At 35.9% G+C, this 14,377-nt stretch carries 18 protein-coding genes; 6 read left to right on the top strand and 12 right to left on the bottom strand.

The genetic code is table 11. The features are described from left to right. Positions 1-6: 6 nt before the first annotated feature. The 4 genes from HU137_RS01950 to HU137_RS01935 form a co-directional block, all read right to left on the bottom strand. Complete coding sequence (locus tag HU137_RS01950; protein ID WP_182042125.1) at positions 7-435, bottom strand: DUF2147 domain-containing protein; 429 nt, start codon at positions 433-435, stop codon at positions 7-9. Between the two features lie 82 nt (positions 436-517). Then, complete coding sequence (locus HU137_RS01945) at positions 518-886, bottom strand: YraN family protein (protein WP_182042124.1); 369 nt, start codon at positions 884-886, stop codon at positions 518-520. A gap of 1 nt (position 887) precedes the next feature. Beyond that, positions 888-1,517 carry a uracil phosphoribosyltransferase gene (gene upp, locus HU137_RS01940; protein WP_182042123.1) on the bottom strand — a complete coding sequence of 210 codons (630 nt, stop codon included), beginning with the start codon at positions 1,515-1,517 and terminating at the stop codon, positions 888-890. Continuing rightward, positions 1,518-2,441, bottom strand: coding sequence for a S66 peptidase family protein (locus tag HU137_RS01935; protein WP_182042122.1), 924 nt, complete (start codon positions 2,439-2,441; stop codon positions 1,518-1,520). It lies immediately after the preceding gene. An 80-nt stretch (positions 2,442-2,521) separates the two neighbouring features. Here HU137_RS01935 and meaB point away from each other — a divergent pair, with 80 nt between their 5' ends. Continuing rightward, a complete protein-coding gene (gene meaB, locus HU137_RS01930; RefSeq protein ID WP_182042121.1) occupies positions 2,522-3,490 on the top strand; it encodes a methylmalonyl Co-A mutase-associated GTPase MeaB in 969 nt (322 codons plus the stop codon). Here the strand turns inward: meaB and HU137_RS01925 are convergent. The 8 genes from HU137_RS01925 to HU137_RS01890 all read right to left on the bottom strand — a co-directional run bounded on the left by HU137_RS01925 (position 3,480) and on the right by HU137_RS01890 (position 10,489). Beyond that, a complete protein-coding gene (locus tag HU137_RS01925) occupies positions 3,480-4,052 on the bottom strand; it encodes a C40 family peptidase (protein ID WP_246361467.1) in 573 nt (190 codons plus the stop codon). The genes meaB and HU137_RS01925 overlap by 11 nt on opposite strands. 302 nt (positions 4,053-4,354) lie before the next feature. Beyond that, on the bottom strand, positions 4,355-5,164 hold the full coding sequence (locus HU137_RS01920) for a mechanosensitive ion channel family protein (RefSeq protein WP_182042119.1): 810 nt from the start codon (positions 5,162-5,164) through the stop codon (positions 4,355-4,357). 20 nt (positions 5,165-5,184) lie between these two features. Further along, positions 5,185-5,373 (bottom strand): hypothetical protein, encoded by a 189-nt coding sequence (locus HU137_RS01915; RefSeq protein ID WP_182042118.1) that lies wholly within the window; start codon positions 5,371-5,373, stop codon positions 5,185-5,187. Between the two features lies 1 nt (position 5,374). Beyond that, positions 5,375-5,944, bottom strand: a complete 570-nt coding sequence (locus HU137_RS01910) for an RNA polymerase sigma factor (protein WP_182042117.1) — start codon at positions 5,942-5,944, stop codon at positions 5,375-5,377. A gap of 145 nt (positions 5,945-6,089) precedes the next feature. Next, positions 6,090-7,163 carry a 3-oxoacyl-ACP synthase III family protein gene (locus HU137_RS01905; RefSeq protein ID WP_182042116.1) on the bottom strand — a complete coding sequence of 358 codons (1,074 nt, stop codon included), beginning with the start codon at positions 7,161-7,163 and terminating at the stop codon, positions 6,090-6,092. 271 nt (positions 7,164-7,434) lie between these two features. Beyond that, positions 7,435-8,058 carry an endonuclease III gene (gene nth / locus HU137_RS01900; RefSeq protein WP_182042115.1) on the bottom strand — a complete coding sequence of 208 codons (624 nt, stop codon included), beginning with the start codon at positions 8,056-8,058 and terminating at the stop codon, positions 7,435-7,437. A 74-nt stretch (positions 8,059-8,132) separates the two neighbouring features. Further along, positions 8,133-8,417 carry a rhodanese-like domain-containing protein gene (locus HU137_RS01895; protein ID WP_182042114.1) on the bottom strand — a complete coding sequence of 95 codons (285 nt, stop codon included), beginning with the start codon at positions 8,415-8,417 and terminating at the stop codon, positions 8,133-8,135. 53 nt (positions 8,418-8,470) lie between these two features. After that, the gene (locus HU137_RS01890; protein ID WP_182042113.1) at positions 8,471-10,489 is read right to left on the bottom strand and encodes a M13 family metallopeptidase; all 2,019 of its coding nucleotides are present in this window, start codon (positions 10,487-10,489) and stop codon (positions 8,471-8,473) included. A 226-nt stretch (positions 10,490-10,715) separates the two neighbouring features. Between HU137_RS01890 and HU137_RS01885 the strand changes: the two genes are divergently transcribed. The 5 genes from HU137_RS01885 to HU137_RS01865 all read left to right on the top strand — a co-directional run bounded on the left by HU137_RS01885 (position 10,716) and on the right by HU137_RS01865 (position 14,341). Further along, complete coding sequence (locus HU137_RS01885; protein ID WP_182042112.1) at positions 10,716-11,663, top strand: NAD-dependent epimerase/dehydratase family protein; 948 nt, start codon at positions 10,716-10,718, stop codon at positions 11,661-11,663. A gap of 66 nt (positions 11,664-11,729) precedes the next feature. After that, entirely contained in the window at positions 11,730-12,764 is a 1,035-nt protein-coding gene (locus HU137_RS01880) for an aminoglycoside phosphotransferase family protein (protein ID WP_182042111.1), read from the top strand. After that, positions 12,742-13,167, top strand: coding sequence for a RapZ C-terminal domain-containing protein (locus HU137_RS01875; RefSeq protein ID WP_182042110.1), 426 nt, complete (start codon positions 12,742-12,744; stop codon positions 13,165-13,167). Before HU137_RS01880 ends, HU137_RS01875 begins: the two co-directional genes overlap by 23 nt. A 77-nt stretch (positions 13,168-13,244) precedes the next feature. Further along, entirely contained in the window at positions 13,245-13,598 is a 354-nt protein-coding gene (locus HU137_RS01870; RefSeq protein WP_182042109.1) for a four helix bundle protein, read from the top strand. Continuing rightward, positions 13,595-14,341 carry a nucleotidyltransferase family protein gene (locus HU137_RS01865; protein ID WP_182042108.1) on the top strand — a complete coding sequence of 249 codons (747 nt, stop codon included), beginning with the start codon at positions 13,595-13,597 and terminating at the stop codon, positions 14,339-14,341. The genes HU137_RS01870 and HU137_RS01865 overlap by 4 nt, the downstream gene beginning before the upstream one ends. Positions 14,342-14,377: the final 36 nt, after the last annotated feature.

The following is a 14,377-nucleotide window of genomic DNA, read 5'->3' as shown; positions in this document are numbered from 1 at the left end:
CATCATTTATTCTACTCTTTTCCAAGTTTGGGTTCTACCCAGAAGTGAAATACCTAAATATCCTCTCACCTCCAGTGTGTTTTTGTCTTTTAATTTCATACTGCATTTGTACTGTTTTCCCGTGTTGGGATCTAAAATGCTTCCATCTGTCCATTCGTCATCATCTTTTTCCATCCCCCACATGATGGTCAAACCCTTGATGGGTTTGTCTTTGTTGTTGCCCTCACATTCCGTACATTTTGCATCTTCTTTTCCGGCGGTCAAAATTTTGGTAACATCACCTTGTAATTTCCCTGATTTGGTTTCATAGATTTTCACATAGGATTTTTCTTTTCCGGTTTTATCGTCTATAGTTTTCCATGTACCTAATGGAGATTGCGCATATGCCATGACGCCAAACATCAATACCATGGAAGCAGTTAGTAATTTTTTCATTTTTTCTTTAATTTGATTGATACTAAAATAGCATTATTTTTTAAATAAATAATGATTTTTTCATATTCAAATGATATACCAATTATTCGTAGGCAAAAAATGCATTTTCCAAATGTTGGATTTCCCAACCAGAATTGGACTTGTAAAGGCTGATGATGTCAAATCTGGTTTCCAATGCGATTTCGTTTTCTACGATAAATGCATCGGCAGCTTTGATTAAAAGTTTTCTTTTTTTTGATGTAACCGCAATTTCAGCATCGACCAGTGGATTGATTTTCCGGGCTTTTACTTCAACGATGACGATTTGATTTCGACTCAAATCCTCAGCGATGATGTCGATTTCCGCTTTCATGTAGCGCCAATTTCTTTTTAGAATTTTGTAATTTTTTTCTTCTAAAAATTGGGCTGCTCTTTTTTCAGCTTCGATTCCAAATTCAATATGATCTGCCATCTTAATTTGTTCCAAATAGCCGGTCGCCTGCATCACCCAATCCGGGAACGATATAGCCTTTTTCGTTTAATTTCTCATCCATTGCCGCAAGGAAAATTGGGATTTCAGGATGGTTTTGATGTACCAATTCTACACCTTCCGGACAGCCTACCAAACAAGCCAAACGGATGGATTTCACTTGATGCGCTTTTAAAATTTCAATTGCTTTCACCGCAGATCCACCTGTTGCCAACATCGGATCTAAAATGATGATGTCTCGGTTTTCCATGTTTGGAGGAAGTTTGCAGAGGTATTCTACCGGTTCCAAACTATCATGGTCGCGGTAAATCCCGATGTGTCCTGTTTTGGCATTGGGAATGAGATTCTGGATGCCTTCCACCATTCCAAGTCCCGCTCTGAGTATCGGCACCAAAACCAAATCCTCACCTTTGATCCGATATCCGGTCGTTTTGCAAATCGGCGTTTCGATTTCAAAGGTTTCCGTTTCCAAATCTCTCGTGATTTCGTAGCACATGAGCGAAGCAATTTCATTGACCAATTCTTTGAACATTTTGGTCGGTGTTTCTTTCCGGCGGATTTGCGTCATTTTGGAAAGGATAAGCGGATGTTGTATGATGTGTAATTGTTTCATCTAATAAAATTCTAATTTAACGATTTCATTTGAGATATTGAATTCAACTTCAGTTCCTAAAATCAGCGCTCGGTTGTCACCGATGTGACCTGCCGGAAACCCGAAACAAATCGGAATGGTATAATTTTCCATGAATTGATGGATGATTTGAAAACTCATCGGATCATAATCGGTATGGAAATCGGGATTTTCATTTTCCAAATCCATTTTGGTAAAACTACCGACGATCAATCCTTTGATTTTCTTCAATAATCCGGAACGTTTTAAATTCATCATCATCCGATCCAAATGGTACCAGTTTTCATTCCAGTCCTCGATAAACAAAATCAGGTTTTCGCCTTGAATGGTGGATAGACTTCCCATCAAACTATAAATGATCGATAGATTTCCACCGACTAATTTTCCTCTTGCATTGCCGATTTGATTCAAAGCATGGGAAGGAATTTCATACTTTAATTTTTCACCAAATAATGCTTTTTGTAGCGTTGAAAATGTTTCGGGATGATATTCCGTGTTCAATTTTTTGATGGTCAAACCATGAATGGTCGGGATTTCCCAATTGTTCAAATGGTTGTGAAAAACAGTGATGTCAGAATAACCGATGAGCCATTTAGGATTTTGGATGAAACGGTCCCAATCGAGTCGATCTATCAATTGGACTGCACCATATCCGCCTCTTGCACACCAGATGGCTTTGATATCCTCATCATCTATTGCCCATTGGAAATCATAAAGACGATCCTCTATTTTTCCGGCGTAATGATAACCATTGTCATAATCCTCAAACAAATGATTTCCGAGAACGGGTTCTAATTCCATTGACTTTAGAAATGCTAAATTTTCTTGGAGTTCTTCTTTGAAAACGCGTCCGGAAGGAGCGATGATGGCAACATGGTCACCGGCTAGTAAAAAATCGGGTTTCAAATTGAATTTTTGATAAAATTATAAAATTGAGAAATAACTGCCAACCAAATTCTACAGCCATTTTCATACATTTGTTTGAAATGAAAACTTTCAATATTCAAGAAATGGCAGACGGCATCCGAAATGGAAACCGTGTTATGCTCAGTCAAGCAATTACGTTGGCCGAAAGTTCACTTGCTGAACATCAAAAATGTGCGCATCAATTGATCCAAGAACTCATGCCGGAGACGGGCAAATCAAAACGAATCGCAATTACAGGAGTTCCGGGCGTTGGAAAAAGTACTTTTATAGAAAGTTTTGGGCAATTGTTGACCGATAAAGGTTTGAAGGTTGCGGTTTTGGCGATTGATCCGAGCAGTACTTTGTCCGGCGGAAGTATTTTGGGAGATAAAACGAGGATGGAAGAATTGGCCAGAAATCCGTTAGCTTACATCCGTCCTTCTGCAACTGGTGGATTTCTAGGTGGAATTGCTTCGCGAACTTATGAAGCGATGTTGTTATGTGAAGCGGCTGGATTTGATGTGGTTTTGATCGAAACGGTAGGAGTAGGGCAGTCTGAAACTTTGGTACATGAAATGACAGATTTCTTTTTGTTTTTACAAATTCCTGGTGCTGGAGATGATTTGCAAGGGATCAAAAGAGGAATCATGGAGATGTCGGATTTGATTTTTATCAATAAGACGGATGAATTTGGTTCTGATAAAGCCAAAGAAGTAAAAGTGACTTTGGCAAGGTCTATGCAGTTTTTGCCACAAAAGGAATCAGAATGGAAGCGAAAAGTTTATTTAGGATCAGGTTTGACCGGGAAAGGTTTGGAAGAGGTTTGGGATGCGATTTTGGATTATTTTAGTTGGGTTGAAAAATCCGGATATTTAGAGAAAAGAAGAAAAGGACAAAATGTTTTGAGGATTCAAGAATACATTAAAGAACAAACTGTCAAAAAGGTAATGAAGATGATTCATGAGGAAACACCAATTTGGGATTTAGAAAATAATCCTTATTTGATTGCGGAAGAATGGTTGGCGAAAAAAATGGTGATTAGTCAATGATTCTTTTGGCGTAAAGGTATCTTTTGTTCCAATAAGTCATGCTCAGAGGTGAAACAGTTACGCCTTGTGAAGTTGAGGCGTGGATGAATTCGATATCTCCTTCATCTGAAACATTGTGCACAATTCCAACATGTGAAACTCGGCTTCCACCATTGGTTGCGAAAAACAACAAATCACCGGCTCGAAGTTCTTCTTTTGAAACGACATGACCTTCTTTGGCTTGAGCGGCAGAAACACGAGGTAATTCGTGGTTAAACATTTGGAAAACGCTCTGAACAAAAGCAGAACAATCAATTCCATTTCGCGTAGTTCCACCATATCGATAAGGAGTTCCCAAATAGGTTTCAGCTTCTGAAAGGATTTGGGTAACAAAAGAGTTCATCGCCATGGAGTGAATTTCGTTTAATTCTTCGATGGCAGATTTCTCAGGTTGAACTTTAACAGTTTTGACTTCTTCTGATTTATTTTCAGCAAATAATTTTTTATTGATAATGGAACTTTGGGTATAATAAGAACGTTCAAGTGGAATATAACTCGATTTTGCTTGAGTTGTGGAGATCATTGATCCACAAGAGGTTATGAACGTTGAGGCTAGTAAGATGATTAGAATTTTAAGTCCTTTCATACCGGATTCCTTTCAAGAATAATTGTTTGTTTTTTTTCTTTACAAACGCAAATCTAATCGGAATAGTGAGTCGTTAACTTCGGATCGTTTAATTTTATGAAAACATTAACGAATGTTAAATTTCTTTAACGATTTTTTATAAAAGCTGCCGCTTAGGTGACGACAGCCTTTTGTTCAACATTTTTGAATGGTTAGGGAATGTTAAACTGGTTAGAGTTTAGGTTAAATACTCGTAATTTTTAGGTATTTAAAATTTTGATTTCGTAGTCGGTTATATTTTTTATGGGATAAACGATTTTTTCTTTATTTGTTTTGAGGACCAAACATATATTGTCGATGTTTTCTATAATGCCGATTTCTTGTCCAATTTGAATTTTCATTCCAATTTCCAAATTTTTCTTGGTATAAAATCCGAGGATGAGTCTGTACACGATATCTTTTGATCCCAAACCTACGGCTATGGTAACGGCGATCAATGCCGCTCCTATGATATAGGTTAAATTATCAGAAATGATTTTAGTGTCAATGCCGACTTGGTTCAATGCCGTAATCGACACGAAAACAAAAATCAGATAAAAAACCAATGAACTGATGGCTTTTGCGCCTCCAGAGTCAATCGATTTTATCATAGCATAAATCAACTTTCTGGCTTGAGATGCCAAATACACGCCTAATATGAAAATGACCAAACCTACAAATAGTTTGGGTAGGTATTCCAGTAATTTTCCTATTTGTTCCGAAACGATATGCAATTGAAGAAATTCAGAGCCGATGATCATGACGATGAGGACATAAATAAATTTTAGGCCGCCCAGTATGATTTTAGATAGATTCAACTGAATGTTCATGTTTTGTAGGAAATCCATTTCATTCAACAAATCATTGGCTTTTTCGATTTTCGAATATTTTAAAATTCTTTTGACGATCCATATTAAAATATAGTACAATAAAAATGCGCCTACCACAAAGCCAATTCCTTTCAGAATTTCTGGTAAGGCTTCTAAAAAATTAGCATAAAAATTTTCAACTATGTAAAATGGGAGTTCCATATTGGGTGGTTTTCTTTGTATTAATCTTTTTTCTTATTCTTTTTTTCAGTCGTACTCAATAAATTGATAATAGAGGCAGGATATTTAACCGAAACCAAATCAGTCATGTCCAAAGCCAATTTTATCATGCGTATATCCTTCATGACATGGTCACGGATAATTTCCGGGACCTGTTGATTTTCAATTATATTTTTAAATGGATTTTCCATTTTATAAGGATTTATATAGTTCGATAAGGTTCAATTTTGATCTATTCAGTCTCATTTTTACGGCACTCTCTCCTATCGAATAGAGGGTTGATATTTCTTTAATACTTAAATCATCTTGGTATTTTAATAATAAGATTGCTCGTTCAGGGGGAGAAATGAGTTGTAAGGCGCGGTATAGTTTTTCAGCTTTCATTTCAAATATTTGGGCATCTGAAATTTCTTCTTCCTCTGCTTCTCCTACATGATTTTCATCAATACTAAATGTGTTTTTATTTCCTTTAATTTCTCGCTGAAGATAATTTACACAGTGATTATAAGTGAAAGAATATAGCCATGTTGAAAATTTAGCCTCACCTTTAAAAGTTTTTAATTTGACAAAGAGCTTCACGAAAATATCATGCGTAAGATCTTGAGCTTCTTCTTTTGATCCGATAAATCCCAAACATTTATTGTATACGACAGAAGTATAGCGATCATACAAAACTCCAAATAAATGCGTGTCATTTGTTCGGGTGATTTTCTGTATAAGCTCCTCGTCAGTTATAATTTCAAACGATTTTGGGGGCGCCATAAACTTGTCTTCACCTTATTTGACACAGAAATTTAAAAAGGTCACAAATAATTTTGAATTTATAAAATTCATCATCCATTTGTTTAAGAAATTTGCCGTTTTTAGAATTTAAGAAAATATCGGTATGACACAATTCAACCTAAAATTATTTAAATTGATACAGAATGGCATTGATGTTCATTCCTGCACCAACTGAGCCCAAAATGATATGGTCTCCTGCATGGAATTCATGATTGCCCAATTGCTTTTTGGAAATCAAATCGTACATCGTAGGTACGGTTGCGACTGAAGAATTCCCCAATTTTTGAACGGTCATCGGTGCAATTCCTTCAGGGATTTCATCTATATTATACAGTCTAAATAATCTTTCAACCATAGCATGATCCATTTTTGCATTGGCTTGGTGTAGCAATACTTTATTGATGGAGTTGATCTCCAACCCTGAATTGTCAATCACGCGTTTTATCAATGCAGGAACTTTTCTTAAAGCATATTCATACACTTTTCTTCCACGCATTTTGATATTGACTTTAGATCCTTCATATCCTTCCTTTAAAGAAACATCATTGGACAAATACGTCATTTCATCTAAACTATCTGCAATCGTATCATAGCCTATGATACCGTATTTGGCTTCATCTTCTACTGCTTCAAGCACTACCGCACCGGCTCCATCTGCAAAAATCATCGCAGTTCTGTCATGCGGGTCTACTGCTCTAGATAGTGTATCCGCCCCAATGACCAATGCTTTTTTTGCAGTTCCCGACAAAAATAAATGATGCGCCAAAATCAATCCTTCAATCCATCCCGGACAACCAAATAACATATCATAAGGACGACAATGGTTGTTTTTGATGCCCAATTTATGTTTGACCCGTGTTGCTACGGACGGCATATTGTCCACTTGACGATAAATGGCGTCGATGTCACCATAATTATTGGCTACGATGATATAATCCAAATCCTCTTTGTCGATTCCGGCATCTTCGATGGCTTTTTTTGCAGCATACACCGCTAAATCTGAAGTGAAATCTCCTGCGTCTGCATACCTTCTCTCTTCAATTTCAGTGATTTCCTGAAATTTTTGAATGATTTCCGAAACGGGTTTCTCAATAAAAACACCTTGTTCATCATAAAATTCGTAGTTGATAAAATCTGAATTTTTTACGATTTTTTCAGGTAAAAAATGTCCTGAACCGGTGATGACTGTATTTAACATAGCGGAAATTTCAAATATATTACCGGCAAATTTAAGAATTATACTGGATTTTTAACGTTAAGTTTAAATTGAACTTAGAGCATGATTAAATTTTAAAGGAATTAATTTCGAACAAGAATAATATTTTAGCCTTAAATATCTTTTTATGCGCTTTTTAGCGTATTTTAACCTTTTTAATTTTGATTTAGCCCGCTAAAACTGCAATCAAAAAGAACAAAATCCATCTAAAAATTGCTATAAAATAAATATTTATAAAATTTTAAACAGGCTCTTATTTAGAAAGAATTTTTTTACTAATAAAATCCCGCTCCAGATCCCAACTTCTTGCAGGTGAATAAGCTCTGCCATAATAAATGATCTGTAAATGCAATTTGTTCCAAAGTTCTTTTGGAAATAATTTTTTAGCATCCTTTTCTGTTTGTTCTACCGATTTACCATTGGTCAATTTCCATCGGGTCATCAATCGATGGATATGCGTATCGACCGGAAAGGCAGGATGTCCAAATGCTTGTGACATCACCACAGAGGCTGTTTTATGTCCTACGCCCGGTAGTTCTTCCAATTCCTCAAAAGTAGAAGGCACAACTCCATCGTGTTTTACTTCGATGATTTCAGAAAGTCGTTTTAGGTTTTTGGCTTTGGTGTTGGAAAGTCCGATTTGTTTGATGATTTCTTTGATTTCATCAACTTCCAGTAAACGCATGGCTTTTGGATTATTGGCTCTCGCAAATAAGTCAGGTGTAACCTCATTTACTTTTTTATCGGTCGTTTGTGCAGAAAGCATCACCGCAACCAATAGCGTATATGGATCTGTATGATCTAGTGGAATCGCAGGATTTGGGAAAAGTTTTTCCAATTCTTCAACAACAAATAACGCTCTTTCTTTTTTAGTCATTCCTTATTAAATTAAATAAAAAACTTTGTCAAAATACTAGACTTTGACAAAGTTGCTTTATACCGTTTAGTTTTTTAGCTGTTTAAAATCTCATTTACATCAGCAAATCCACCTCCATTGAAGGCTTCTTCCAATCCATTTTCATTTAAAAAATTCAAAGTGGAGGAAGCTCTTTTTCCGCTTCTGCAGAAAATCACGATAGGTTTGGGCATGGCTTTGATTTCATCTAACCTGTCCGGGACTTCTCCCATCGGAATATTGATCGCTTTTTCAACGTTTCCGTCGATTTCTAATTCGTAAGGTTCGCGAATGTCTATCAATGTTGCATTCGGGTTCTTTATTGCATCTAATGTTGTCATCTTTATTATTTTTCTAAAAAATAGCCATCGGAATATTTTTGGGATAACCATAATTACCAAATGATGATTCTCTCTGACTGAGGTTTAAACATTTTATCTCCTTTTTTTACATCAAAAGCTTTATAAAAACCTTCTATGTTTTCCAGTGGTCCGATCGCTCTGAAATATCCGGGCGAATGTGGGTCTGTTTTCACTTGATTGATCAATGCAGCATCTGTAGATTTGGTTCTCCAAATCGTTGCCCAAGAAATAAAGAATCTTTGTTCTTGTGTAAATCCATCTATTTTTCCAGGATTTCCTTTGTCTTTTAAATACATCAAAAGTGCATCATAAGCAACGTTTAATCCACCCAAATCTCCGATGTTTTCTCCCAAAGTGAATTTCCCGTTTACAAAAGTTTCTTTTACCGGTTCATATTGACTGTATTGATTGGCCAGTGCTTCTCCGGCAGCATTGAATTTGGTAAAATCCTCTTCAGTCCACCAATTTTTTAGGTTTCCATCACCGTCATACATCGCTCCGCTATCATCAAAACCATGTGAAACCTCATGACCAATTACCGCTCCGATTCCTCCGAAATTTACTGCAGCATCAGCTCTGTAATCATAAAACGGATATTGTAAAATAGCAGCCGGAAAAACGATTTCGTTGTTAGATGGATTGAAATAGGCGTTTACGGTTTGAGGTGACATGCCCCATTCTGTTCTATCAACCGGTTTTCCTATTTTGTTGAACATATAATCATATCGCCATTTTCTTAAATTCATTTGGTTTTTGAATAAGGCGAATTCTTCATCGTGTGAAACGATTTCAAGATTGGAATAATCTTTCCATTTGTCGGGATAGCCTATTTTGACTGTAAATTTATTCAGTTTCTCAATCGCTTTGACTTTGGTTTCTGCAGACATCCACTCCAAATCATTGATGTGTACCCTGAAAGATTTGAATAAATAATCGATCATTTCCTTTGCATTGGCTTTGGCTTCCGGTGGGAAGTTGTCTTTTACATAAATTTTACCTAAAAGTTCGCCTGCAGAACGATTGACATATTCCAAACCTCTTTTGTCCAATGAACGCTGCTCTTTCTGTCCTCTTAATTGTCTACCATAAAAATCAAAATTCAATTCATCCAATTCTTTTGTCAAATATCCGGTTGCACCATTGATCAAATGAAATTTCAAATATTGTTTGATGATCGGAATGTTTTTTTCATTGATGATTTGATCCAATTTTTTGAAATAATTGATCTCACCGATGATCACAGAGTCCGTTTTTACCCCCAAATCTCCTATGAATTTAGCTAAATCTATGTTTTTTGATAAATTCTTTAAATCCTTTACTGCATAGGGATTGAATTGTAAACGATCATCGCGTAATTCCTCAATGGTAAATAAAGTTGATGCAATTTCTTTCTCAAAACCTATGATTTTCGGCCCTTTTAAATCCCTGGTTTTTTCAGCTGTGAAATGGTAGATTTTATCAATGTAAGCTGAATATTGTTCCAGTGATTTTTTATTGTTTTCATCCTCTTTTTGGTAGTAATTTCTACCCATTCCTAAATCTGCATCTCCCAAATAAACAGCGTTCTGGCTACTGTTTTTCATGTGAGAACGCACATAAAATCCATAAAGTGAATTCAATCCGATCGGTGTTACTTCAGCCAAATAGGTTTCAAGATCCTTTACAGATTTTATTTTGTCGATTTTGTTCAAATAGGGCTGAATGGGTTTTAATCCGGCTTTGTCTCTGGAGTCGAAATCGACATAGGATTCATAAATATCACCTATCTTTTGTTGGTCACTTCCTTTTGGATGATTTTGACCCAACAAACCTTTTAAAATATTCAATGATACGACATCCGTATTTTCACGTAATTCATCAAAACTACCCCATCTCGCTCTATCAGAAGGAATTTCTGTCGTTTTCATCCAATTTCCGTTCACGAAATTGTAAAAATCATCTTGAGGCCGAACCGAATTGTCCATAAACTCAAGCTTTACGGCATGAAAATCGTTTTGCCCAAAAGACAGACAACCGATTAAACTCAAGCCTAGAAAAATTTGTTTTTTCATGTGGTTATTTTTATTGCTTTTCAATGTTCACATGTAACCTTTGATGATTAAAAATAATTATTTCACTGTGTGGCAAATAATTATTTTAATCTTGTCGGTTTCATTCTAAATTATTTGGTGTGTAATTAGTCCATCTCCTTACCGAGATGTTACAAATCTAAAAAGTTTTTTTAAAAGGGACAATGTGGATAAATGCTATATTTGTGCTGCAAAACAAACAATATTTATGTCAGAAAAAATCTTAATTACAGGGGCTTTAGGACAAATCGGTTCTGAATTAGCATTGGCTTTAAGAACAATTTATGGTGAGGCAAATGTGCTTTCTACCGATATCCAGGAAAAAGAAAAAGTGAGTGACCCTTATTATGAAAGATTGGATGTGATGGATGATGCGCAGATTGAGGAAATTGTTTCCAAACATAAAATTACAGTTGTCTACCATCTCGCTGCCATGCTTTCTGCAACTGCAGAAAAATACCCGAGAAAAGGTTGGGATCTGAACATGGAATCTTTGTTGACATTTTTAGATTTAGCAAAAGATAAAAAAATCAAACAATTGTATTGGCCGAGTAGTATCGCCATTTTTGGACCGGATACGCCAAAGGTAAATACCGATCAAAATGCTTTGGCTATTCCAACTACGGTATATGGAATTTCCAAGCGAGCCGGAGAATTTTGGTGCAATTATTACCATGAAAAATTCGGAGTAGATGTGCGCAGCATCCGCTATCCGGGATTGATCAGCTGGAAAACCCGACCGGGCGGCGGAACCACCGATTATGCGGTAGATATTTATTATCAGGCGCTGGAAGAAGGAAAATATGAATGTTTCCTTTCTGAAAATTCCGCTTTGCCGATGATGTACATGGATGATGCGATCCGGGCGACCATTGAATTGATGCAGGCAGATGCTGAAAAACTAACTGTCCGAACTTCTTATAATCTAAATGGAATGAGTTTTACTCCGAAAGAAATCGCCGCAGAAATTCAAAAGCAAATTCCTGATTTCGAAATAACGTATAAACCTGATTTCCGCCAAGCCATTGCTGACAGTTGGCCGGCGAGCATCGATGATGCTGTTGCACAAAAAGAATGGGGCTGGAAACCGGAGTTTGATTTGGGGAAAATGACCGAAGCCATGTTGGCGAATTTAAAAGTGAAATTAAATTCATAAATGTATAGACGCAATGCATTGCGTCTATACGTCGTTTAAAATTATAACTTTGGGGAAAGTATTTTGATGAACGAAAAAATTCGAGAATTCCTGAATTTACACTACAACGGAGAAGCGGTTGAAACTTTAGAATTGCTTTCTGGTGGCGGCTCGTCGAGGAAGTACTATCGATTTTATAATTCGGATCAATCCTTTATTCTGACCGAAAGTGAAAATGTAGCAGAAAATCAAACGTTTATTTATTTCACGGAGCATTTCTCCAAAGTCATTGAAAATTTGCCAGAGATTTTTCAGGTTTCAGACGATTTCACTTTGTATGTGCAGTCCGATTTTGGTAACCGAACTTTGCTCGATGTCGTTTTGAAATCACCTGATGAAGCGAAAGTTTTATATGAGAAATCCATTCGTCAATTGGCAAGAATGCAGATTTTAGGAGATGAAAATTTAGATTATTCGAAATCTTTCAGTTATCCGAAATTCAATTCTACATTGGTTTTAAGAGATTTATTTTCTTTTAAAAATTATTTTCTAAATCTTCTCGGAATTGAATTCAACCAAGGGAAATTGATTCAGGACTTTGAAAAATTTGCATACGATTTTGAACGAATTCCGGAACAATACTTCGTTTACCGTGATTTTCAAAGCCGAAACATCATGGTCCATGAAAACGAACCTTATTTCATCGATTATCAGGGCGGTTTGAAAGGTCCGGTTCAATATGATTTGGTATCGATATTATGGCAGGCCAAAACTGATTTGTCGGAAATTTGGAAAGAAGAATGCTATGAAATTTATGTCAAGAAATTCATCGATTTGACACGTCAAGATTTAGACGGAATTCAATTCAGAAAAGGATATGATTTATGCGTGCTGGAAAGGCTTTTGCAGGTTTTGGGTACTTATGGATTTAGAGGAATTTATGAAGGGAAAAAGCATTTCGTAGAAAGCATAGGATTTGGATTGAAAAATTTAGAAAAAATAAAAAATTATTCAGTTTTGGAAAATTATCCTGAATTGAAAAAAATAATCATAAAATTAACTGAAACATCAACACTTCAAACCATAAAACAAATCATCGATGAGCGACAAATTAAACATTAACGTAAGAAGTTTTTCCTATAAAAAAGGAATTCCACAGGACGAATCAGGAAATGGAGGTGGTTTTGTTTTTGATTGTCGCGGAATTTTGAATCCGGGTAGAATTCAAGCATACAAAACCCAAACCGGTCGTGATGAAGCGGTAAAGAATTATCTCGAAACCCAAACCAAAATGGCTGATTTTTTAACTGCAGCTTTTAGTATTGTAGATATTTCGATTGAAGATTATTTGAGTCGAAATTTCGCCAATTTGGAAATCAATTTTGGTTGTACCGGCGGTCAACATCGTTCGGTTTATTCGGCTGATGCGATGGCAAAACACATTCAAAAAAAATTTCCGGAAGTGAATGTTGTGGTTCATCATGTGGAGCAGGAAGCGAAGAACTGGGTGAATGAGGTTTATTAGGATGGAAGATGGAAGATGGAAGATGGAGGATGGATGATGGAGGATGGAAGTTTTTTGAATATGAAAATTGATTTCTGATGAGTTTTAAATTTGAAAAAATTATAGTTTGGCATCGTTCCATGGAGTTTGGAGAGATAATTTTTGAATTTTCTAAGGAATTTCCTGACGAAGAAAAATTTAATCTGACTTCTCAAATCCGTCGCGCAGTTGATTCAATAGCTTTAAATATTGCTGAAGGCTCAATTCTACAATCAAAACCCGAATTCCAAAGATTCTTGGGTTATTCCATTCGCTCTTTAGCTGAAGTTGTTACTTGTCTTTATAAAGCAAAAAATAGATATTATATAAACGATGAAGAATTTAATCAAAATTATAAACTAGCTTATGATTTGATGAATTCTTTAATTGCATTTAGAAATAATTTAAAATGAATACTTCCATCCTCCATCCTCCATCTTCCATCACCAAAGCAATGCTATTCGCCGCCGGTCTCGGCACACGCTTAAAGCCTTTTACAGATCATCATCCCAAAGCATTGGCAATGGTGAATGGAAAGCCTTTGCTGGAAAGAAATATCGAATATTTAAAAGAATTTGGGGTCAATGAATTTGTGATCAATGTGCATCATTTTGCTGATCAAATCAAAGATTTTTTGGTTTCAAAAAATAATTTCGGAGTGGAAATTCATATTTCTGATGAATCTGATGAGGTTCTGGAAACCGGAGGAGGATTGGTAAAAGCAAAGAATTTATTGGGAAATGAACCATTTTTGGTGATGAATGTGGATATTTTGACCGATTTAAATATTGAGGAAATGATTCAATTTCATCTCAGGAATAAGCCATTGGTGACAATGGCGGTTTCTGACCGAAATAGCTCAAGAAAATTATTGTTTGAAAAGGATTTAGAATTAAAAGGTTGGCGAAATTTAAATTCAGGAGAATCCATCATCGTATCGGATAATCCTTTACGAGAACTGGCTTTTAGTGGCATCCATATCATCGATCCAAAGTTATTTAAACAAATGCCTGAATCAGGGAAATTTTCTATCATGACAACTTATATGGAGTTGATGAAAGAAGAAAAAATATTGGGTTTTGATCATAGTGGAGGGATTTTAATCGATGTAGGTCGACCGGAAAGTGTGCTAGAAGCGGAGCGAATTTTCGTTTAAATTTTGCAATAATTTTAAAATCTGCGTTGATCTACG

This window comes from Moheibacter lacus (genome assembly GCF_014042165.1).
Taxonomy (GTDB): domain Bacteria; phylum Bacteroidota; class Bacteroidia; order Flavobacteriales; family Weeksellaceae; genus Moheibacter; species Moheibacter lacus.
The sequence above is the reverse complement of the archived record's forward strand: the minus strand, read 5'-3'. Positions and strand labels throughout refer to the sequence as shown.

Bases quoted from the DNA above. Each gene is read 5' to 3' on its own strand.
- nth (WP_182042115.1), bottom strand. From the start codon at position 8,058: ATGACTAAAAAAGAAAGAGCGTTATTTGTTGTTGAAGAATTGGAAAAA.
- HU137_RS01945 (WP_182042124.1), bottom strand. From the start codon at position 886: ATGGCAGATCATATTGAATTTGGAATCGAAGCTGAAAAAAGAGCAGCC.
- HU137_RS01870 (WP_182042109.1), top strand. From the start codon at position 13,245: ATGAGTTTTAAATTTGAAAAAATTATAGTTTGGCATCGTTCCATGGAG.
- HU137_RS01950 (WP_182042125.1), bottom strand. From the start codon at position 435: ATGAAAAAATTACTAACTGCTTCCATGGTATTGATGTTTGGCGTCATG.
- HU137_RS01885 (WP_182042112.1), top strand. From the start codon at position 10,716: ATGTCAGAAAAAATCTTAATTACAGGGGCTTTAGGACAAATCGGTTCT.
- HU137_RS01915 (WP_182042118.1), bottom strand. From the start codon at position 5,373: ATGGAAAATCCATTTAAAAATATAATTGAAAATCAACAGGTCCCGGAA.
- HU137_RS01880 (WP_182042111.1), top strand. From the start codon at position 11,730: ATGAACGAAAAAATTCGAGAATTCCTGAATTTACACTACAACGGAGAA.
- HU137_RS01925 (WP_246361467.1), bottom strand. From the start codon at position 4,052: ATGATCTCCACAACTCAAGCAAAATCGAGTTATATTCCACTTGAACGT.
- HU137_RS01905 (WP_182042116.1), bottom strand. From the start codon at position 7,163: ATGTTAAATACAGTCATCACCGGTTCAGGACATTTTTTACCTGAAAAA.
- HU137_RS01890 (WP_182042113.1), bottom strand. From the start codon at position 10,489: ATGAAAAAACAAATTTTTCTAGGCTTGAGTTTAATCGGTTGTCTGTCT.
- HU137_RS01895 (WP_182042114.1), bottom strand. From the start codon at position 8,417: ATGACAACATTAGATGCAATAAAGAACCCGAATGCAACATTGATAGAC.
- meaB (WP_182042121.1), top strand. From the start codon at position 2,522: ATGAAAACTTTCAATATTCAAGAAATGGCAGACGGCATCCGAAATGGA.
- HU137_RS01910 (WP_182042117.1), bottom strand. From the start codon at position 5,944: ATGGCGCCCCCAAAATCGTTTGAAATTATAACTGACGAGGAGCTTATA.
- upp (WP_182042123.1), bottom strand. From the start codon at position 1,517: ATGAAACAATTACACATCATACAACATCCGCTTATCCTTTCCAAAATG.
- HU137_RS01875 (WP_182042110.1), top strand. From the start codon at position 12,742: ATGAGCGACAAATTAAACATTAACGTAAGAAGTTTTTCCTATAAAAAA.
- HU137_RS01920 (WP_182042119.1), bottom strand. From the start codon at position 5,164: ATGGAACTCCCATTTTACATAGTTGAAAATTTTTATGCTAATTTTTTA.
- HU137_RS01865 (WP_182042108.1), top strand. From the start codon at position 13,595: ATGAATACTTCCATCCTCCATCCTCCATCTTCCATCACCAAAGCAATG.